This window comes from Streptomyces sp. NPDC093801, assembly GCF_040701585.1.
In the GTDB taxonomy this organism is placed as follows: domain Bacteria; phylum Actinomycetota; class Actinomycetes; order Streptomycetales; family Streptomycetaceae; genus Streptomyces.
Genome location: NZ_JBFBDP010000069.1, coordinates 1 through 21,068, shown reverse-complemented (window position 1 = coordinate 21,068; position 21,068 = coordinate 1). Strand labels below are relative to the sequence as shown.

Annotated in this window: 13 protein-coding genes; 2 read left to right on the top strand and 11 right to left on the bottom strand. The window is 70.0% G+C overall.

What is annotated here, in order from left to right; translation table 11 throughout:
* Window positions 1–106 precede the first annotated feature (106 nt).
* The 6 genes from AB0469_RS40025 to AB0469_RS40000 all read right to left on the bottom strand — a co-directional run bounded on the left by AB0469_RS40025 (window position 107) and on the right by AB0469_RS40000 (window position 8,590).
* Window positions 107–1,603: an amino acid permease gene (locus AB0469_RS40025; protein ID WP_366456532.1), complete on the bottom strand. Its 1,497-nt coding sequence runs from the start codon at window positions 1,601–1,603 to the stop codon at window positions 107–109.
* Window positions 1,604–1,713: 110 nt separating this feature from the next.
* Window positions 1,714–3,630, bottom strand: a complete 1,917-nt coding sequence (gene dxs / locus AB0469_RS40020) for a 1-deoxy-D-xylulose-5-phosphate synthase (RefSeq protein WP_366456531.1) — start codon at window positions 3,628–3,630, stop codon at window positions 1,714–1,716.
* A 254-nt stretch (window positions 3,631–3,884) separates the two neighbouring features.
* Complete coding sequence (locus AB0469_RS40015) at window positions 3,885–5,144, bottom strand: sugar ABC transporter permease (RefSeq protein ID WP_366456533.1); 1,260 nt, start codon at window positions 5,142–5,144, stop codon at window positions 3,885–3,887.
* 29 nt (window positions 5,145–5,173) lie between these two features.
* Window positions 5,174–5,962 carry an ATP-binding cassette domain-containing protein gene (locus AB0469_RS40010; RefSeq protein ID WP_042818391.1) on the bottom strand — a complete coding sequence of 263 codons (789 nt, stop codon included), beginning with the start codon at window positions 5,960–5,962 and terminating at the stop codon, window positions 5,174–5,176.
* Window positions 5,963–6,144: 182 nt separating this feature from the next.
* Window positions 6,145–7,245, bottom strand: a complete 1,101-nt coding sequence (locus AB0469_RS40005) for a substrate-binding domain-containing protein (RefSeq protein WP_366456530.1) — start codon at window positions 7,243–7,245, stop codon at window positions 6,145–6,147.
* 130 nt (window positions 7,246–7,375) lie between these two features.
* Window positions 7,376–8,590, bottom strand: a complete 1,215-nt coding sequence (locus AB0469_RS40000; RefSeq protein WP_366456529.1) for an ROK family transcriptional regulator — start codon at window positions 8,588–8,590, stop codon at window positions 7,376–7,378.
* 513 nt (window positions 8,591–9,103) lie between these two features.
* On the opposite strand from AB0469_RS40000, the gene mgtA reads away from it, so the two are divergent.
* Window positions 9,104–11,830, top strand: a complete 2,727-nt coding sequence (gene mgtA, locus AB0469_RS39995; RefSeq protein ID WP_366456528.1) for a magnesium-translocating P-type ATPase — start codon at window positions 9,104–9,106, stop codon at window positions 11,828–11,830.
* A 10-nt stretch (window positions 11,831–11,840) separates the two neighbouring features.
* On the opposite strand, the gene AB0469_RS39990 is transcribed toward mgtA, so the two are convergent.
* From AB0469_RS39990 to AB0469_RS39970, 5 genes are all read right to left on the bottom strand, one after another.
* Window positions 11,841–12,767 (bottom strand): carbohydrate ABC transporter permease, encoded by a 927-nt coding sequence (locus tag AB0469_RS39990; protein ID WP_366456527.1) that lies wholly within the window; start codon window positions 12,765–12,767, stop codon window positions 11,841–11,843.
* Window positions 12,768–12,779: 12 nt separating this feature from the next.
* On the bottom strand, window positions 12,780–13,724 hold the full coding sequence (locus AB0469_RS39985; protein ID WP_366456526.1) for a sugar ABC transporter permease: 945 nt from the start codon (window positions 13,722–13,724) through the stop codon (window positions 12,780–12,782).
* Window positions 13,725–13,762: 38 nt separating this feature from the next.
* Entirely contained in the window at window positions 13,763–15,190 is a 1,428-nt protein-coding gene (gene ngcE / locus AB0469_RS39980; RefSeq protein ID WP_366456525.1) for an N-acetylglucosamine/diacetylchitobiose ABC transporter substrate-binding protein, read from the bottom strand.
* Window positions 15,191–15,409: 219 nt separating this feature from the next.
* Window positions 15,410–18,124: an aconitate hydratase AcnA gene (acnA, locus tag AB0469_RS39975; protein ID WP_366456524.1), complete on the bottom strand. Its 2,715-nt coding sequence runs from the start codon at window positions 18,122–18,124 to the stop codon at window positions 15,410–15,412.
* Between the two features lie 262 nt (window positions 18,125–18,386).
* The gene (locus AB0469_RS39970) at window positions 18,387–19,379 is read right to left on the bottom strand and encodes a LacI family DNA-binding transcriptional regulator (RefSeq protein ID WP_366456523.1); all 993 of its coding nucleotides are present in this window, start codon (window positions 19,377–19,379) and stop codon (window positions 18,387–18,389) included.
* A gap of 111 nt (window positions 19,380–19,490) precedes the next feature.
* Here AB0469_RS39970 and AB0469_RS39965 point away from each other — a divergent pair.
* A partial coding sequence (locus tag AB0469_RS39965; protein ID WP_366456522.1) for an amidohydrolase occupies window positions 19,491–21,068 on the top strand: 1,578 nt, incomplete at its 3' end.

Here is a 21,068-nt window from a genome sequence, read left to right as displayed (position 1 = left end):
GACAAAACGCCGGACAGCTACCTCGCCGGCCTCCATCTCCGCGCCGCAATGATCTGGATCGACGACCTCCTGAAGCCCGTCGACTGATCACGACAGCACACAGGCCCTAGTACTCCGCGTCCTTGCCGAGCTTCGCCAGCCGGCTGTGGCTGCGGCCGTACAGGAAGTAGACGACGAAGCCGATCACCATCCAGATGGCGAAGCGGGCCCAGGTCTCGGCCGGCAGGTTGAGCATCAGCCAGAGCGAGGCCGCGATGGACAGGATCGGGATCACCGGTACCCAGGGGGTGCGGAAGGCCCGGTGCAGGTCGGGGCGGGTCCTGCGCAGGATGATCACTCCGAGCGCCACCACGACGAAGGCGAACAGGGTGCCGATGTTGACCAGCTCCGCCAGCTTCTCCAGGCTGGTGAACCCGGCGATGACCGCGATGATCCCGCCGAGGAGCAGGGTGGCCCGGTAGGGCGTGCGGTACTTGGGGTGGGTGACGGAGAAGACCCGCGGCAGCAGTCCGTCACGGCTCATCGCGAAGAACACCCGGGTCTGGCCGAGGAGCAGGATCATGCTCACCGTGATCAGGCCGATGGCCGCCCCGAGGCTGATGGCGCCGGAGAAGAAGGGCTGGTTCACGGACTTGAAGGCTTCGGCGAGCGGCGCGGTCGGCGACATGTCCGCGTAGTACTGCATGCCGGTGACCACGATGGTGACGGCCACGTAGAGGAGCGTGCAGATGAGCAGCGAGCCGAGGATGCCGCGCGGCATGTCCCGTTGCGGGTTCTTGGTCTCCTCGGCCGCGGTGGCCACGACGTCGAAGCCGATGAAGGCGAAGAAGACGAGGGAGGCCGCGGTGAAGATGCCCATGACGCCGAAGTTGGTGGGCTGGAAGCCGAAGATCAGCTGGACCAGCGGCGCCGTCCAGCCGCTTCCGCCGGTCTGCGGCTTGGCGGGCGGGATGAACGGCGAGTAGTTGTCCGCCTTGATGAAGAACGCGCCCGCGACGATGACCATCAGCACCACGAAGACCTTGATGGCGACGACGACCGCGGTGATCCGGGCCGACAGCTTCGTCCCGATGACGAGGATCGCGGTCAGCACCAGGACCAGCAGGAACGCCAGCAGGTCGAAATGGCCCCCCGCGTCCGGCCCGGACAGGGCCACGGGCATGTCCCAGCCGAGGTTCGTGTGCATGAGGTGGCGCACGTACCCGGACCAGCCGACGGCCACGACGGCGGTGCCCAGGGCGAACTCCAGGACGAGGTCCCAGCCGATGATCCAGGCGGGCAGCTCTCCGATCGAGGCGTACGCGAAGGTGTACGCCGACCCGGCCACCGGGACGGTGGACGCGAACTCGGCGTAGCAGAGGGCCGCGAGGGCACAGACGACGCCCGATACCACGAAGGAGAGGGCGGTGGCGGGCCCGGCGTTGTTGCGGGCGGCGATGCCCGTCAGGACGAAGATGCCGGTACCGATGATGACACCGACGCCGAAGACGGTCAGGTCCCAGGCGGAGAGCGATTTGCGGAGCGCGTGCTCCGGCTCCTCCGTGTCCCGGATGGACTGTTCCACCGTCTTGGTTCGGAACGGGCTGTTGAGGTCCGAGCTCACCGACGCACCTCCCAAGAAGTACGCGAACGGGCCGGGAGGCCCACCCTTCAAGGGTGATCTCCCGGCCCGTGTGCTGCAACCGCGCGACCGCGGCGCCCGCCGCGGTACGGCTAGTCGACGGCGGCGGCCGGCTCGCTCTCGAAACGGCCGTCCAGCTTCGCGACGAGGCCGGTGACCTGGCGTGCGATGTCCGGGGCGGTCAGGCCGATCTCGGCCATGATCTCCTTGCGCAGCGCGTGGTCGAGGAAGCGCTGCGGGATGCCGAAGTCGCGCAGCGGCACGTCCACGCCCGCGTCCCGCAGGGCCTGCGCGACGGCGGCGCCGACACCGCCGGTGCGGCCGTTGTCCTCGACGGTGACGACGACCCGGTGCCGTTCGGCGAGCGGGGCCATGGCCTCGTCCACCGGCTTGACCCAGCGGGGGTCGACGACGGTGGAGGAGATGCCCTGCTTGTCGAGCAGGTCGGCGATTTCCAGGCACATCGGGGCCAGGGCGCCGACCGAGACGAGCAGCACGTCCGGACGGGTGACCTCGGGGGCCGGCAGGCGCAGCACGTCCATGCCGCCGACCTTGCCGACGGCCGGGACGGCCGGGCCGACGACGCCCTTGGAGTAGCGCACCACGGTGGGGGCGTCCTTGACCTCGACGGCCTCGCGGAGCTGGGCGCGCAGCTGCTCGGCGTCGCGCGGGGCGGCGAGCCGCAGGCCGGGGACGACCTGGAGGATGGACATGTCCCACATGCCGTTGTGGGAGGCGCCGTCGTCGCCGGTGACACCGGCGCGGTCCAGGACGAAGGTGACCCCGCACTTGTGCAGGGCGACGTCCATGAGGACCTGGTCGAAGGCGCGGTTGAGGAAGGTCGCGTAGACCGCGAAGACCGGGTGGACGCCGCCGGTGGCCAGGCCGGCGGCCGAGGTGGCCGCGTGCTGCTCGGCGATGCCGACGTCGTAGATGCGGTCCGGGAAGGTGTCCGCGAACTTCTTCAGGCCGACCGGGTGGAGCATCGCCGCGGTGATGCCGACGATGTCCTCGCGCTCGTGGCCGAGCTTGACCATCTCGTCGGCGAAGACGGAGGTCCAGCTGGCGGCGGCGGCCTTGACCGGCAGGCCGGTGTCGGGGTGGATCGGGCCGATGCCGTGGAAGCGGTCGGCCTCGTCCTGCTCGGCGTGCGTGTAGCCGCGCCCCTTCTGGGTCAGGCAGTGCACGATGACCGGGCCGCTGAAGCGCTTGGCGCGCTGGAGGGCGGACTCCAGGGCCTCGATGTCGTGGCCGTCGATGGGGCCGATGTACTTCAGGCCGAGGTCCTCGAACATGCCCTGCGGGGCGATGAAGTCCTTGAGGCCCTTCTTGGCGCCGTGCAGGGTCTCGAAGAGCGGCTTCCCGACGACGGGGGTGCGCTCCAGGATCTCCTTGCCGCGGGCCAGGAAGCGCTCGTAGCCGTCCGTGGTGCGCAGGGTGGCGAGGTGGTTCGCGAGGCCGCCGATGGTGGGGCCGTACGAGCGCTCGTTGTCGTTGACGACGATGACGAGCGGGCGGTCCTTGGCGGCGGCGATGTTGTTGAGCGCCTCCCAGGCCATGCCGCCGGTGAGGGCGCCGTCGCCGATGACGGCGGCGACGTGGTGGTCCTCGCGGCCGAGGACCTCGTTGGCCTTGGCGAGGCCGTCGGCCCAGCCGAGGACCGTCGAGGCGTGCGAGTTCTCGATGACGTCGTGGTCGGACTCGGCGCGCGAGGGGTAGCCGGACAGGCCGCCCTTGGAGCGCAGGCCCGCGAAGTCCTGGCGGCCGGTGAGCAGCTTGTGGACGTAGGCCTGGTGCCCGGTGTCGAAGAGGACCTTGTCCTTCGGCGATTCGAAGACCCGGTGCAGGGCGATCGTCAGTTCGACCACGCCGAGGTTGGGGCCGAGGTGCCCGCCGGTCTTGGAGACGGCATCGACCAGGAAGGACCTGATCTCGGCGGCGAGCTGGGTGAGCTCCTCCTGGCTGAGCCGGTCCAGATCGCGCGGTCCCTTGATGCGGGTCAGCAGCACCCGTGCCTCCTTGCAGTTGCTGGCTGGTCTGTCGAGTCTAATGTTCCGCTCGCGAGCGGATTCATCGGGCGGTGCCGGGAGGGGTACGCCCATGGTCATACCTGTACACCTCACGGCGGAATCACACCTCCCAAACGGACGTATAACCGCACACTCATACGTACATACGTACGCACAGGTGCCCGGCGCCACGCGGAGTGGCACCGGGCACTGTGACGGGTCTTACCGTCGGGGGCGAGGCCCCGGGCGCGCGGTCAGGCGCGTCCGGCGGTCTTCTGGGTCTTGCGGGTGACCGAGTCGATGACCACGGTGGCCAGCAGTACGGCACCGGTGATCATGTACTGGATCGGAGTCGCGATCCCCTCCAGGGCCAGACCGTACTGGATGGAGGTGATGACCATGACGCCGAGGAGGGCGTTCCAGGTCCGGCCGCGGCCGCCGAAGAGGCTGGTGCCGCCGATGACGGCCGCCGCGATCACGTTCATCAGCAGGTCGCCGGCGCCGGCGCTCTGGTTGGCCGCCGCGATCTTGGAGGCCCAGAAGAGCCCGCCGACGGCGGCGAAGGTGCCGGAGATGGAGAAGACCGCGATGCGGATGGCGTTGACGTTGATGCCCGCGCGGCGGGAGGCCTCGACGCTGCCGCCGAGGGCGAAGACGTTGCGGCCGAAGGTGGTGCGGCGCAGGAGGAAGTCCGTGCCGACCAGGGCCACCACGAAGAGCACGACCGCGAGCGGCAGGCCCTTGTACTGGTTGAAGACGACCGCGGGACCGAAGGTGAACACGGCCAGCAGGCCGGTGCGCAGCAGGATCTCGGAGAGCGGGCGCGAGGGGACCCCGGCGGCCGCCCGGCGGCGGTTGTCGAGGAAGGTGGCGAGGAAGTACACCGCCGTGGCGAGCGCCGCGAGGCCGTAGCCGGCGGCCACGTCCGAGAAGTAGTACGTCGTCAGCTGCCCGACCACGCCGTCGGGGTCGAGGTTGATGGTGCCGTTGCTGCCGAGGATCTGGAGCATGGCGCCGGACCAGAACAGCAGGCCCGAGAGGGTGACGGCGAAGGCGGGGGCGCCGATCTTGGCGAAGAAGAAGCCGTGGATCGCGCCGATGAGGGCGCCGCCGGCGACGGCGGCGAGGATCGCGAGCCATTCGTTGACCCCGTGGGTCACGGCGAGGACGGCGACGATGGCGCCCGAGACACCGCTGACCGAGCCGACCGAGAGGTCGATCTCGCCGAGCAGCAGCACGAAGATGATGCCGACGGCGATCATGCCGGTGGCGACCATCGTGATCGCGATGTTGGAGAGGTTCTCCGGGGAGAGGAAGTTCGAGTTCAGGCTCTGGAAGATGCCCCAGATGATGATCAGGCCGAGGACGACCGGGATCGAGCCCAGGTCGCCCGCCTTCATCTTGCGGCCGAACTCGCTGAGGTAGCCGGACAGGCCCTGCTCGCGCACCAGGAGGCGGGGGTCCACCACCGGGATGGCGTCCGCCGGCGCGGCGGGGTTGGCCAGCCGGGCCACCTCTTCCGCGTGGGTGTGGTGTTCGGTGCTCACTTGCGGGCCTCCCCGGTGCGGGCCGCCCGGCGGGTCACGGCGTTGTCCGTGGCCCCGGTGATGGCGGAGATGATCTCTTCCTGCGAGGTGTCGGCGACGTTGAAGACACCGTTGTTGCGGCCCAGCCGGAGCACCGCCACCTTGTCGGCGACGGCCTTCACATCGGCCATGTTGTGGCTGATGAGGATGACGGCGTGGCCGCGCTCGCGCAGCCGCTCGACCAGGTCGAGGACCTGGGCGGTCTGCTCGACGCCGAGGGCCGCGGTGGGCTCGTCGAGGATGACGAGCTTGGGCTCGCCCAGCATCGAGCGGGCGATCGCCACCGTCTGGCGCTGACCGCCGGAGAGGGAGGCGATGGGGATCCGGACACTGGGGATCCGGATGGACAGGGTGGTCAGGAGCTCGCGGGCGCGGCGCTCCATCTCCACCTCGTCGAGCACGCCGTAGCGCTTGAGCTCGCGGCCCAGGAAGAGGTTGCCGACGACGTCGATGTTGTCGCACAGCGCGAGGTCCTGGTAGACGGTCGCGATGCCGAGGTTCTGGGCGTCGTGGGGCTTGCCGATGGAGACCGGACGGCCCTCCCACTCGATGACTCCGTCATCGATGGGGTGCACGCCGGCGATCGTCTTGACCAGCGTGGACTTGCCGGCGCCGTTGTCGCCGACCAGGGCGACCACCTCACCGGAGTGGATCTCGAGTTCTACGTCGGTCAGGGCCTGGACGGCGCCGAACCGCTTCGAGACCCCTCGCAACGCCAGCACGGGCGCAGCGGACACATGAACCATCTCCTTCGCCGCCTGACCGGCGGGGATGTCGTGCAAAAGAGCAGGAGCGGGGCGGATGGGATACGACAAGCGAAAGGTGAAACGTTTCTGCCCAGCGCCCCGCGGGTGGCGGGGGCATGAGGAGCGGGGCGCCGGGCAGGGCAGGGGGGCCGGCTCTCCGCGGCGGGAGGCGGCGCAGGGCCTTACTTGAGGCCGACGGCGGCGCAGGCGGCCGCGTACTTGTCGGTGCAGATCTCGTCGACCGTGTAGACGCCGTCCTTGACCACGGTGTCCTTGATGTTGCTCTTGGTCAGCGAGACGACCGGGATCAGCACGGAGGGGACGCCCTTGGTGGTCGGGCTGTCGACCTTGTTGTTGATGATGTCGTCGGCCTTCTTGCCCTGGGCGAGCGCGACGGCCATCTCGGCGGCGGCCGAGGCCTCGGGGGCGTACGGCTTGTAGACGCTCATGAACTGCTCGCCCGCGACGATCCGCTGGACGCCCGCGAGTTCGGCGTCCTGGCCGGTGACGGGGGGCAGGGGGCTGAGACCGGCCGCCTTGAGGGCGGTGATGATGCCGCCGGCCATGCCGTCGTTGGCGGAGTAGACGCCGACCACCTTGTCCTTGCCGAGCGCGGAGAGGGCGCCCGCCATGTTGGTGTTGGCGTTCTCCGGCTTCCACTCCTTGGTGTCGTACTCCTTGCCGATGTTCACCTTGCCGTCGAGGACGGAGTGCGCGCCCTTCTTGAACAGCGCGGCGTTCGGGTCGGTGACGGAGCCGTTCATCATGACGATCTGGCCGTCCTTGGCCTTGTCGCCCAGGGCCTCCAGCAGGGCCTTGCCCTGGACCTTGCCGACCTCTTCGTTGTCGAAGGAGGTGTAGCCGTCGATCGGGCCCTCCGCCAGGCGGTCGTAGGCGACGACCGGGATGCCGGCGTCCTTGGCCTTCTTGACCGAGCCCGCGATGGCCTTGGCGTCCACGGCGTCGATGATCAGGACGTTCACCTTGTTGGTGATCATCGTGTCGACCTGGGAGTTCTGCGTGGTCGCGTCCTGCTTGGCGTTGGCGTAGACGACCTGGGCCTTGCCGTTGGTGAGATCGGAGATCTTCTTCTCGATCAGCGGCTTGTCGAACTTCTCGTAGCGCGCGGTCTGGTTCTCCGGCAGGAGCAGCCCGACCTTGATCGCGTCACCGGCGGCTACGGGACCCGAGGGCTTCTCGCCCCCCGCTTCCTTGGCGCTGCCACAGGCGGCCAGCGAGACGGCCATGGCGCCGGCGGCTACGGCAACAGCGGCTCTACGCATACGCGTGTTCATGAAGTGAACCTCCCTGACGAGGCCGCAACACCGCGGCCGAGGTGGATGTGAGTCAACCCCGGCCGCGAGTTTGCCGTCAAGGAGTGAATCCTTAACGAGATGACAACGGAGTCATCCGTTATCTAAATGAAGACACGACGGCGGGAGTACGCATCCCACTCCCATTTTCCGCCAAAAGCGTCGAATCGCCCATCTCGCTGAGTACGAGCGCGAGCGCGCCGAGTACCTCCGCACGGCTGCCCAGCGAGCCCGTCAGGACCGACAGCTGCCGGGCCGCGCTGGGGATGGCGTACCGCCCCACGGATTCGCGGATCGGCGCCAGGACCAGCTCGCCGGCCTCGGCCAGCGAGCCGCCCAGCACGATCCGGCTCGGGTTCAGGAGGTTGCACAGGCTGGCCGCGCCGCTGCCGACGTGCCGCCCCACGTCGGCGATGACCCGGCGGCAGCCGGGGTCGCCCTCGCGGGCCAGCTCGACCACCCGCTCCATCGTCAGTTCCGGCCCGTGACTGCCCTGGAGCAGGGGCAGCACGTAGCGGGCCGCGGCGAAGGTCTCCAGGCAGCCGCGGTTGCCGCAGCGGCAGACCGGACCCGACTCGTCCAGGGTGATGTGCCCGATCTCCCCGGCGGTGCCGCCGGGGCCCCGGTAGATCTGCCCGTTGATCACGAGGCCCGCGCCCACGCCGCTCGCGACCTTGATGTACGCCAGGTCCCTGACCCCGCGCCCGCTGCCCCACACCAGCTCGCCCAGGGCGCCGAGATTCGCGTCGTTGTCCACGTAGACGGGCACGCCGAGGCGCTGCGAGAGCTCCTGGCGCGGGTTGATCCCCGCCCAGCCCGGCAGGATCGCGGTCGACCCGAGGGTGCCGGACTCCACGTCGATGGGGCCCGGGACGCCGAGCCCGACGCCGATGACCTTGTCCCGGGCCACGCCGACCTGCCGGACCAGCCGTCCGACCAGCGCCTCCGCGCGGTCGAAGCCGTCCACCCAGGAGGCGTCCACGTCCAGCGGCTCGGACTCCTCGGCCAGCACCTGGTGGGCCAGGTTGCCGACGGCCACCCGCAGGTGGGTGTGGCCGAAGTCCACGCCGATCACGATGCCCGCGTCCCCGCTGAGCGAGACGCTGCGCGCCCGCCGGCCGCCCGCCGAGGTGTCGGTGACCTCGACGGTCCCGCCCTCCTTGAGCTCGCGGACGATGTTGGAGACCGTGGCCGCCGACAGTCCGGTGGTGCGGGCGATCTCCGCCTGCGTCAGCGAACCCGCGAGGCGCACCGCCCGCACGACCCGTTCGAGATTCGCGCGATGCAGCGAGGACTGCGATCCGGGAGTCTGCACGACCCATCCACTCCTGCCCATAAGCGACGGCCATCCGTCGCCCCCCGGCCGGTCGTCGCGGTGGTGTTCCGAGACCCCGGCTTCTCTCCAACTTGTGAACCTTAAGTCGAGCCTTTGGCCCCTGAGACGTCAAGGCCCTGAGACATCCGGAAAAGGACACCGCAGGCCAAAAGGGTGAACACCGCCCTCCGCGATCGTGTTACGGTCGCTGAGGCGCCCCGTCCTCTGCGGCCTTCCGGCCGGACCCGGCGCCGCGTACTGACGGCGCGACGCGAGGAGGTGTTCGGGATGAGTCCCGATCGAAGTCTTCGCCGCGCCCATGTCGGCTGACCGTTTCCCCGGGGAACCCTTCTCCCCTTCCTTCCGCATGCCCTGACTCTCCTGTCAGGCATACGTCATCCATGCCCACGGCGCACCCCGTGGCGGCTCCCGCCACCCCGCGCCGCACCATGACCACTCCACGTGACCGCGCGGCTCCGCGCTGCCCGGACGCGGTGGAGGGAGGTATTCGTCATGACCATGCTCACCCCCCGTTCCCCGGCGAAGCTCGCACCGCCGGGCCGGACCCGCCGCGAGCGCAAGGCCGCCGAGCTGGAGGCCGCCACCCGCCTCGTCGGCGAGCGCCTCGCCGCGATCGGCGCCCGCCCGGTGGTGCAGGTCCTCCAGGAGGCCGACACCTCCCGGGGCGGCCTCACCCACGGCGAGGCGGTGCGCCGCCTGGGGCTGCACGGCCCCAACACCGTCGCCCGGGAGCGCGCCCCGATGTGGCCGGTGCAGCTCGCGAAGGCGTTCTGCAACCCCTTCATCGGCGTCCTGGTCTTCCTGGCCGCCGTCATGTTCTGGCAGGACCCGAAGGACCCCGGCGTCCTCATCCTCTCCGTGATGGTGGCGCTCAGCGGCCTGCTGCGGTTCTGGCAGGAGTACCGCTCCGGCCGCGCCGCCGACACCCTGAAGCGGCTCGTCACCACCACCTGCGCGGTGCAGCGGCGGGCCGGCGGCGGCTCGGTGGCGACCACCCTCGAAGTTCCCATGGACCAGGTGGTCCCGGGCGACCTCGTCCGGCTGGCCGCCGGCGACCTGATCCCGGCCGACCTGCGGCTGATCACCTCCAAGGACCTGATGGTCAGCCAGGCGGCGCTGTCCGGCGAGTCGTTGCCGGTGGCCAAGGCCGACACCCACCCCGGCTCCGAGGACCTCGGCCGGCACGGGAGCGGCGACCCCGTGGAGGCCGACAACCTCTGCCTGATGGGCACCTCGGTCACCTCCGGCACCGCCACCGGCGTGGTCGTCGCGACCGGCTCCGACACCTACTTCGGCTCCATGGCCGGCACCCTCGTCGGCGAGCGCCCGCAGACCAACTTCGACAACGGCGTGCGCAGGGTCAGCTTCCTGCTGATCCGCTTCATGCTGGTCATGGTCCCGGTCGTCTTCATGGTGAACGGCCTGACCAAGGGCGACTGGAACGAGGCTTTCCTCTTCGGTGTCGCCGTCGCGGTCGGCCTGACCCCCGAGATGCTGCCGATGGTCGTCTCCGCCAACCTGGCGCGCGGCGCGGTGGCCATGTCCAGGCGCAAGGTCGTCGTCAAGCGGCTCAACGCCATCCAGAACCTGGGTGCCATGGACGTGCTCTGCACGGACAAGACCGGCACGCTGACCGAGGACCGGATCGTCCTGGACCGCTACCTGGACGTGCACGGCGACGAGGACGGCGAGGTCCTGGAGTACGGCTACCTCAACGCGCACTTCCAGACCGGCCTGCGCAACCTGCTGGACCAGGCGGTCATCGACCGTGTGAACGAGGCCGAGGAGGTTGTCGTCGACGCACGGTTCACGATGGTCGACGAGATCCCCTTCGACTTCGCCCGACGGCGGATGTCCGTGGTCCTGAACCGCAACGCGCTGGTGGACGGCCCCGGCCCCTCCGAGCACGTGATGATCACCAAGGGCGCGGTCGAGGAGGTCCTGGACCTCTGCGGCCACATGACCGACCGGGGCGAGCGGGTGGAGCTCACCGAGGAGCTGCGCCGGCGCGTCAGGGCGACCGCCGAGGACAACAACCGCCGGGGCCTGCGGGTCCTGGCCGTGGCCACCCGCCGGATCGACGCCCCGCGCGACACCTACACCGTCGCGGACGAGGAGCGGCTGACCCTGGTCGGCTTCCTCGCCTTCCTCGACCCGCCGAAGGCCTCCGCCGCCCGGGCCCTGCAGGGCCTGGCCGACAAGGGCATCGCGGTCAAGGTGGTCACCGGCGACAACGAGCTGGTCGCGGCCCGGGTGTGCGCCGACGTCGGCATCGCGGTGGGCCACGTGGTCCAGGGCTGCGAGGTGGACGCCCTCGACGACGCCGGCCTGCGCGCGCTGGCCGCCCGTACGACGGTCTTCGCCAAGGTCAACCCGGTCCAGAAGGCCCGGATCGTCCGGGCCCTGCAGGCGGACGGCCGCACGGTCGGCTTCCTCGGGGACGGCATCAACGACGCCGCCGCGCTGCGCGACGCCGACGTCGGCATCTCGGTCGACACCGCCGTCGACATCGCCAAGGAGTCGGCGGACATCATCCTGCTGGAGAAGGACCTGACCGTCCTGGAGCAGGGCGTGGTGCAGGGCCGCACCACCTTCGGCAACACGATCAAGTACATCAAGATGACGGCCTCCTCGAACTTCGGCAACGTCTTCTCGGTGCTGGTGGCGAGCGCCTTCATCCCCTTCCAGCCGATGCTCGCGATCATGCTGCTGGTCCAGAACCTGGTCTACGACATCGCCCAGCTGGCCACGCCCTGGGACCGGATGGACGAGGAGTACCTGCGGGAGCCCCGGAACTGGGACGCCAAGGGCATCTTCCGCTTCATGGTGACGATCGGCCCCATCAGCTCGGTCTTCGACATCGCCATGTTCGTGATCATGTGGAACGTGTTCGCCGCGGACACCGTCGGCGAGGCCGCGCTCTTCCAGACCGGCTGGTTCGTCGAGGGCCTGCTCTCGCAGACCCTCATCGTCCACATGATCCGGACCCGCAAGATCCCCTTCCTCCGGTCCCGCGCCTCGTGGCCGGTGATGGCGGCGACCGTCCTGGCGGTGCTGACCGGGCTCTGGCTGCCGTTCTCGCCACTGGCCCCCGCGCTGGGCTTCACCGCCCTGCCGGCGGACTACTTCCCCTGGCTGGCCGGCGTGCTCCTCGCGTACTGCACGCTGACCCAGCTGGTGAAGACCTGGTACGTCCGCCGGTTCGGCACCTGGCTGTGAGGAGGCCGGCCTACTTGAGGGTGGCCGAGGTCAGTCCCGCCTGGATCTGGCGCTGGAAGGACAGGTAGACCACCAGCATCGGGATCATCGCGATGGTCACGCCGGCGAAGAGCACCGGCAGGTCCGTCTCGTAGCCCATCTGGTACTGGAGCTGGATCAGGCCCTGGGTGAGCATGTAGCGCTCGGGGTCGGATCCGCTCTGGGGCTGCATCAGCACGGAGGGCAGGATGTACTGGTTCCACTGGCCCAGGACGTTGAATATCCCCACGCTGATCAGGCCGGGCCTGGCCATCGGCAGCATCACCTGGAAGAAGATCCGGGTGTCGGACGCCCCGTCGATCACCGCCGCCTCGTGCACCGCCGTCGGCAGGGTGCGGAAGAAGGAGTGCATGAAGAAGACGGTGAAGGGCATCGAGTAGGCGACGTAGACCAGGATCAGGCCCTGGTACGTGTTCAGCATGTCCAGGCGCTTGACCATGAAGAACAGCGGCACGAGCGCCAGGAACACCGGGAACATGGCCCCGCTGACGAAGAAGTAGTAGATGACCCGGTTCCCCCGGAAGGGGTAGCGGGCCAGCACGTACGCGGCCATCGAGCCGAGCAGCATGGTCAGCGGGACGGAGAAGGCCAGTACGACGAGGGTGTGGCCGAAGTAGCCGCCGATCCCCTTGTCCCAGGCCCGGCCGAAGGCGTCGAAGTGCCAGTTGGTGGGCCAGCTCAGGGCGGAGGCGCCGATCTGGGAGTCGGTCTTGAAGGATCCGAGCGCCAGCCAGACCAGGGGCAGGACGATCAGCACCGCCCAGACGGCGAGGAAGCCGTGGGAGAAGACGTTGAGCGCCGTGCCGTCGGAGCGGGCCCTGCCGCCGCCGTCGGGGCGGCCGCCTCCCCGGGAGCGTTCGGCGGCGGACTCGCCGGGTGCCTTGACAACTGTGGTCATCGGGTCTCCCGCTCAGAACTCGATGCGCTCGCGGCGGGTGGCGCGCAGCGTGACGACGGAGAGGATCATGGTCAGGACGAGCATCACGACGCCCATGGCGCACGCGTAGCCGCTCTTGCCGAAGTAGAGGAAGTTGCGCATCAGCACGGTCGCCATGACCTCGCTGTGGTGGTCCGGGCCGCCGCCGAACTGGCCGGAGGTCATGGTGGACACCAGCACGAACATGTCCATGGCGGCGATGCCCAGGTAGACCGCCGAGGTCTGCACGGAGTCCCACAGCAGGGGCAGCGTGACCCTCAGGAAGGTCTGGGCGCGGCCGGCGCCGTCGAGCAGGGCGGCTTCGTAGATGTCCTTGGGAACGGACTGCATGGCCGCCGAGAAGAGGACCAGGTAGAAGCCGACCCCGTGCCAGACCACCACGAGCAGCAGGCACCACAGGACCAGGTCGGGCTGGTTGAGCCATTCGACGGGGTGGGCCGGGTCGACCAGGCCCGCCTTGGCGAGGAACCCGTTCAGCAGGCCGCCCGCGTCGCTGCGGTACACGGCTCCGAACAGGACCGCGAGGATGGCGAGGGAGAGGACCTGCGGGAAGAAGTAGACGATCTTGTAGAAGGCCGAACCGCGGACCCCGCGCACCCCGCCGGCCCCGCTGCGCCCTCCCGCGTTCACCATGAAGGCGAAGAAGAGGGCCAGCAGGATGGTGATGACGGGGACGAACACCAGGAGCAGCAGGTTGTGCCACAGGGCGCCGCGGAAGACCTCGTCCTCCATCAGGGCCGAGTAGTTCTCCAGGCCGACGAAGTCGAACGTCGGCGACTGGCCCGACCAGTTGGTGAAGGAGTAACCGAACGTCTGAACGTACGGCCAGATGACGAAGGTCAGATACAGCGCGAGCGGCAGGACGAGGAAGCCGGCGATGAAGCCGGTCCGTCCCCTGCTCCGGGCTACTTGGCTCATGGTGTCCGTCCCTGGTGACGCCGCCGGTGGACGTGGGGTCAGTTGCGGTGGTTGTTCTTGGCGTTGGGGTCCTTGGCGGCCTTGTCCACCGCGGCCTGGGCCCGCTTGATCCACTCCTTCGGCTGGATGCGCTGGGCCATCAGCTCATTGGACGCGTTCTGGATCTCGGTGTCCATTTCGCTGTACCAGTCGGGGTAGAGGTAGTTGAAGGTGTCCGCCCCGGCGGCCTTGACGGCGGCCACGGCCGACTGGGTGCCCGGGCGGAGCTTGACGCCCGGGTCCACCCCGTCCTTGACGACGGTGAGCGAGTTGGCCTGCTGGGCGAAGACGGTCGACCATTCGCGGGAGAGCATGGAGCGCAGGAACTCCAGGCCGGCTGCCTTGTTGGCGGCCTTCTCGGGGACGATGAAGGGCTCGTTCGCGCCCGCCCGGATGGCGGTGAAGGGGAGCTTGCTGTCGGCGAGGACCGGGACCGGCAGGAACTTCATGTCGAAGTCCGGCGGGGTCTGCTTGAGCTGCTCGTTCTCCAGCCAGGAGCCGGAGGGGATGAAGGCGGCCTTGTACTGGTTCCAGGCGGTCTGCGACTCCGTGTGGGTGAGGCCGTTGGTGCCGGGCATCAGGTAGCCCTTCTCGACCACCTCGTAGACGGCCTCGACGGCGGCCAGGGCGGCCGGGTTGCCCTCGAAGGCGTTCGGGGCGAGGTTGTCGATGGCCTTCATGGCCTCCAGACCGCCCTTCTTGGCGATCAGGTCCATGATCACGACATTGATGTAGTAGGGGTACTTCCCCTGGTGGGCCAGGCCGCCGATGCCGGCCTCCTTGGCCTTGGCGCAGATCCCCAGGAACTCGTCCCAGGTCTTGGGCTCGGTCCAGCCCTTCTCCTGGAAGAGCTTGCCGGAGTACCAGAGGCCGAAGACGGTGTAGACGTAGTTGAGGGAGACGAACCTGCCGCCCTGGGTGCCCTGTTCGACGGTGCCCGCGATCAGGGTGTCGCGTACCTTCTTGCCCGGGTCGTCGAGCGAGGGGGCGTCGAGCACCGCGGTGAGGTCGGCGAGCTGGCCGGCCTTGGCGAGGACGTCGACCTTGATCTGCTGGGCGCCGGAGTCGTCGATGACGTCCGGCGGGTTGCCCCCGTTGAAGCGGGGCTGGAGCTTGGCGGCGATCTCCTGGGTGCCCAGGTGGGAGCTGGTGGTGCCCCACTTCTTGTCGAAGGCGGCCTCCCAGGCCTTCGCGTAGTCGTCGCCGAACCCGCCCTTGAAGACGACCACGTCGAGCTTGCCGCCCTTGGCGACTCCGAACGGGTTCTCCTTGGACACGAGCCCCTTGTCGGGCCCCTTCGTGGAGGTGTCCCCACCGCCGGAGGCGCAGGCGGACAGGAAGCTCATCGTCGGCACGGCGATCAGTCCGAGCGCTGCGGAGCGCTTGATCAGATCACGGCGGCCGAGGCCCTCACCGGTGGATCCCATGCTCAAGTCCTCGCCTTCGTCAGGATTGGGGCACAGGTATAGTCCACTCCCGCTTTGCTGAGCAAGATCGTGCACAAGGATCGTTCCCGGCTTTTCCGAGTTGAGACCTGTCCGTCATCTGATTCCTCCGCCCCGAAAAGCGGAAGGGCCGCACCCCCTTTGACGGGGGTACGGCCCTATGGTGCCGACAAGCGGCGGATCACTCCGCCTGGCGCGCCCTTAGCCGCGGATGAGGTTGCGGAGGACGTACTGCATGATGCCGCCGTTGCGGTAGTAGTCGGCCTCGCCCGGCGTGTCGATGCGGACGACCGCGTCGAAGGAGACACCGGTGTCGGTGGTGACCTTGACCGTGCGCGGGGTGGTGCCCTCGTTCAGCTGCTCCACACCGGTGAAGGAGAAGGTCTCCTCGCCGGTGAGGCCCAGGGAGGCCGCGGTGGCGCCCTCGGGGAACTGGAGCGGGAGGACGCCCATGCCGATCAGGTTGGAGCGGTGGATGCGCTCGTAGGACTCGGCGATGACGGCCTTGACGCCGAGCAGCGCGGTGCCCTTGGCGGCCCAGTCGCGGGACGAGCCCGAGCCGTACTCCTTGCCCGCCAGGATGACCAGCGGGATGCCGGCGGCCTGGTAGTTCTGCGAGGCGTCGTAGATGAACGCGACCGGCGCGCCCTCGACGGTGAAGTCGCGGGTGAAGCCGCCCTCGGTGCCCGGCGCGATCTGGTTGCGCAGGCGGATGTTGGCGAAGGTACCGCGGATCATGACCTCGTGGTTGCCGCGGCGGGAACCGTACGAGTTGAAGTCGCGGCGCTCGACGCCGTGCTCCGTGAGGTACTTGCCGGCCGGGGTGTCGGCCTTGATCGCACCCGCCGGGGAGATGTGGTCGGTGGTGACCGAGTCGCCCAGCTTCGCCAGCACGCGGGCGCCGGCGATGTCGGAGACCGGGGTGGTCTCCATCGTCATGCCCTCGAAGTAGGGGGGCTTGCGGACGTAGGTGGACTCGGCGTCCCACTCGAAGGTGTTGCCGGTCGGGATCGGCAGCGCCTGCCACTGGGCGTCGCCCGCGAAGACGTCCTCGTAGGACTTCGAGAACATGTCCTCGCCGATGGCGTTGGCCACGACGTCGTTGACCTCGGCCTCGGAGGGCCAGATGTCCTTGAGGAAGACCGGGTTGCCCTCGGTGTCCGTGCCGATGGCCTCGGAGGTGATGTCCACCTTCATCGAGCCCGCGATGGCGTACGCGACGACCAGCGGCGGGGACGCCAGGTAGTTCATCTTGACGTCGGGGTTGATGCGGCCCTCGAAGTTGCGGTTGCCCGAGAGGACCGAGGTGACCGCGAGGTCGTGCTCGTTGATCGCCTTCGAGATCTCCTCGTCCAGCGGACCGGAGTTGCCGATGCAGGTGGTGCAGCCGTACCCGACGAGGTTGAAGCCCATCTTGTCGAGGTACGGGGTCAGGCCGGCCTTGTCGAAGTAGTCGGTGACGACCTTCGAGCCCGGGGCCAGGGTGGTCTTGACCCACGGCTTGCGGGTCAGGCCCTTCTCGACCGCCTTCTTGGCCACGAGCGCCGCGGCGACCATGACGTAGGGGTTCGAGGTGTTGGTGCAGGAGGTGATCGCGGCGACGGTGACGGCGCCGTGGTCGATCTCGAAGGAGGTGCCGTCGGCCAGGGTGACCTGGGTCGGACGGGTCGGGACGCCGTTGGTGGCGGCCGGGGCGTCGGAGGCCGGGAAGGACTCCTTGCCCGCCTCGTCGGCGTCGTCGACGTAGTTCAGGACGTCCACGGCGAACTGCTGCGCGGCGTTGGCCAGGACGATGCGGTCCTGCGGGCGCTTCGGGCCGGCGATGGACGGGACGACCGTGGAGAGGTCCAGCTCGAGCTTCTCGGAGAAGTCGGGCTCGGCCTTCGGGTCCAGCCAGAGGCCCTGCTCCTTGGCGTACGCCTCGACCAGCGCGACCTGCTGGGCGTCGCGGCCCGTCAGGCGCAGGTACTTCAGGGTCTCGTCGTCGATCGGGAAGATCGCGGCGGTGGAGCCGAACTCCGGCGACATGTTGCCGATGGTGGCGCGGTTCGCGAGGGAGGTGGCGGCGACGCCCTCACCGTAGAACTCGACGAACTTGCCGACGACGCCGTGCTTGCGCAGCATCTCGGTGATGGTGAGCACCAGGTCGGTGGCGGTGGTGCCGGTCGGCAGCTCGCCGGTCAGCTTGAAGCCGACGACGCGCGGGATCAGCATGGAGACCGGCTGGCCGAGCATGGCGGCCTCGGCCTCGATGCCGCCGACGCCCCAGCCGAGCACACCGAGGCCGTTGACCATGGTGGTGTGCGAGTCGGTGCCGACGAGGGTGTCCGGGTAGGCCTGGCCGTTACGGACCATGACCGTGCGGGCCAGGTGCTCGATGTTGACCTGGTGGACGATGCCGGTGCCCGGGGGGACGACCTTGAAGTCGTCGAAGGCGGTCTGGCCCCAGCGCAGGAACTGGTAGCGCTCCTTGTTGCGGCCGTACTCCAGCTCCACGTTCTGGGAGAACGCGTCCTTGGTGCCGAACTTGTCGGCGATGACCGAGTGGTCGATGACCAGCTCGGCCGGGGAGAGCGGGTTGACCTTGGACGGGTCGCCGCCGAGCTCCTTGACGGCCTCACGCATGGTGGCGAGGTCCACGACGCAGGGGACGCCGGTGAAGTCCTGCATGATCACGCGGGCCGGCGTGAACTGGATCTCCTGGCTGGGCTGCGCCTGGGAGTCCCAGCCGCCGAGCGCCCGGATGTGGTCGGCGGTGATGTTCGCGCCGTCCTCGGTACGGAGCAGGTTCTCCAGCAGGACCTTCAGGCTGTAGGGAAGGCGCGCGGCGCCCTCGACCTTGTCCAGCCGGAAGATCTCGTACGACTCGTCGCCCACCTGCAGCGTGCTGCGGGCGTCGAAGCTGTTCGCCGACACGACAGTCTCCTTCATGCATGATTTCGCGCGTATGACCGCATCCTGCCGCCACGCCCTGTGGCCAATCCGCTAAGGTAAGGCTAAGTTAGGTAACCCTTACCCACGGGGGCGGCTGCGGTGCGCCTTCGGCAGATATCTCGATGTCGAGATAACTCTAGTACATGGCCGCGCCTCGGGTCAGCACGCCTCCGTGTCCGTCTCGGCACGTCGTACCGCCCCTCACCCGCCGTCCACTGCTGCCGCACATCTGGTCACGACGCGCTCAACGGACGGAGGAGGTCCGGTGGAGCAGGGTCGCGGGGACCGTGAGCCCGTCCGGGGCGAGGGGGGCGCCGCCCTCCAGCAGGGCCACCAGGGCCGCCACCGCCGCCTCGGCGAGCGCCTCCGGGTGGAGGGTGACCGTGGTGACCGGCGGCAGGCAGTCCGTGTACGCCGGGTCCTCGCTCGCGCAGACCAGCAGCAGGTCGCCCGGCACCGACAGGCCGTGCCGGGCCGCGGCGGCCAGCGCCTGGCGGCCGCCGGGGTCGTAGAGGGAGTAGACGGCGTCGGCCGCGCCCCCGGCGAAGGCCCCGTCGAAGGCGTGGCCGGGCCCGTCGTGCGGGTCGAACCGGATCGGCAGCGGGGTGCGGCCGCGGCGTGCGCACCAGCGGCCGTACGCCTCGGTGACGGCCCGGGTGTAGTGCTCGTCGCCGAAGCCGGTGTGCAGCGCGATGCGGCGCGCCCCGGCGTCGGCGAGGTGGTCGAGCACCTCGTGGGTGGTCGCGGTGTGGTCGTTGTCCACCCAGACGTCGCCCGGACGGGGGTCGGCGGGGCGCCCGTCGAAGACCAGCGGGATGCCCCGGGCCCGCAGGGCGCGCAGCACCGGGTCGTCGTACGGGCTGTCGAGCAGCAGCATCCCGTCCACCGCGAGGTGGTGCCAGGCGGCTGCGGCGCCCCGGTCGGCGGGCAGGGTGGTCAGGGCGTAGCCGCGGGCGTGGGCGGCGGAGGTGGCGGCGGTCAGCCAGCGGGAGAAGTAGGCGACGGCCACGAAGTTCCAGGGCGCCCCGGCGAAGGTGGTGACGGCCAGGCCCAGGGTGCGGGTGCGGGGTGCGCGCGGGGCGCCGTACCCCAGGCCGGTGGCGATCTCGCGGACCCGGCGCCGGGTGCCCTCGGCGAGCCGGCCGGTGCCGTTGAGGGCGTGCGAGACCGTGGCGGTGGACACCTCCGCGGCGCGGGCGATGTCGGCGAGGGTCGGTCCGGGCGGCACGCGGGCCATCGTACGGATACCGCGCCCGGCGGGGTATGCGGAATCCGTCGCGGCGGGCGGGTTCTGGTTAAGGGGTTAATCACCCAGTGTCCTGGCCACAGCCAACGGTTTGGAGTGGTCATGACGTCTTCTGTTTCCCGGCGCGGGCTCCTCGCGGCGGCCGGGGCCGCCGGCGCGGCGGGCCTGCTGGGCCCCGCGGCCGGCAGCGCCTCGGCGGCCCCGGCGCGCGGACCGGCCGCCCTGGTGGTGCACGGCGCGCGGGTGTTCACGGGCACGTCCGGCGGCGCGCCGGTGACGGCCGTGGCGGTCGGCCGCGACGGCCGGATCCTGGCCGCCGGCTCCGACGCGGAGGTACGCCGGCTGGCGGGCCGGGACACCGAGGTGGTCGACGGGCGCGGCGCCACCCTGATGAGCGGGATCCACGACGGGCACGTCCACCCGCTGGGCGCGGGCGACCGGTCGCTGCGGCCCTCGCTGGAAGGGGCCGAGACCACGGCCGACGAGCTGACGGAGATCCTCACGGGATTCCTCGCGGACACCGGCGGCGCCGGGGCGGAGCCCGACACCTGGCTGGTGGTGGAGGACTGGAACCCGGTCGGGCTGCTGCCCTCCGGCACCCTCCCGCACCACGCGCTGCTGGACGCGCTGCCGACCCGCCGTCCGGTGGTCCTGGTCGGCGGCGACGGGCACAACCTCTGGGCGAGCGGGCGGGCGCTGGACATCGCGGGCATCACGGCCGCCACCCCCGACCCTGCGGGCGGCAGGATCGTCAAGGGCGCGGACGGGCAGCCGACGGGCGTGCTGAAGGACGACGCGCAGGACCTGGTGAAGCGGCACGTCCCCGAGCCCACCCGGGCCGAGCTGGTCGAGGCCTGCGCCAAGGTGCTGGCCCAGGCCGCGGCATCCGGGGTGACGACGATGATGGACGCCCTGGTCGGACGGCACGAACTGGAGCTCTACCAGGCCCTCTCGGCGGCCGGGCGGCTCCCGCAGCGGATCGTGCCGGCGATCCGGCTGGACGTGGAGCAGACGAAGGACCCGGCGGCCTCGAAGGCCTACGCGCTGGGGCTGGAGCGGGAGTTCCGCGGTGTGCCCGGGCTGCGCTTCGGCACCGTGAAGGTGTTCCTGGACGGGGTCATCGAGTACCCCGCGCAGACGGCGGCACTGCTGGATCCGTACCTCGACGGCCAGGGCCGCCCCACGGCGAACCGGGGCGAGCTGTACACCTCGGCCGCCGACTACGGGCGGCTGACCGCCGCGTTCAACGCGGCCGGCTGGCAGATGCACGCCCACGGCCTGGGCGACCGGGCGGTGCGCACCGCCCTGGACGGGTACGAGGCCGCGCGCCGGGTCACCGGCAGGCTCGACCTCCGCAACACGATCGCCCACCTCCAGCTGGTGGACCCGGCCGACCTGCGGCGGTTCGCGATGCTCGGGGTGGCGGCCTGCATGCAGCTCCAGTGGGCCACCGCCGACACCTGGACGATGGAGGCGCTGCTCCCGTACATCGGTCCGGAGCGGCACCGCCGGATGTACCCGGCGCGCAGCCTGGAGCGGGCCGGGGCCCGGCTGACGGGCGGTTCGGACTGGCCGGTGGACGCGCTCCAGGTGTGGAACCAGCTCCGTACGGCCATCGACCGCCGGGGGGCGTACGGCGCGGGCGCGCTCCACCCCGAGCTGGAGGCCCTGAGCCGGACC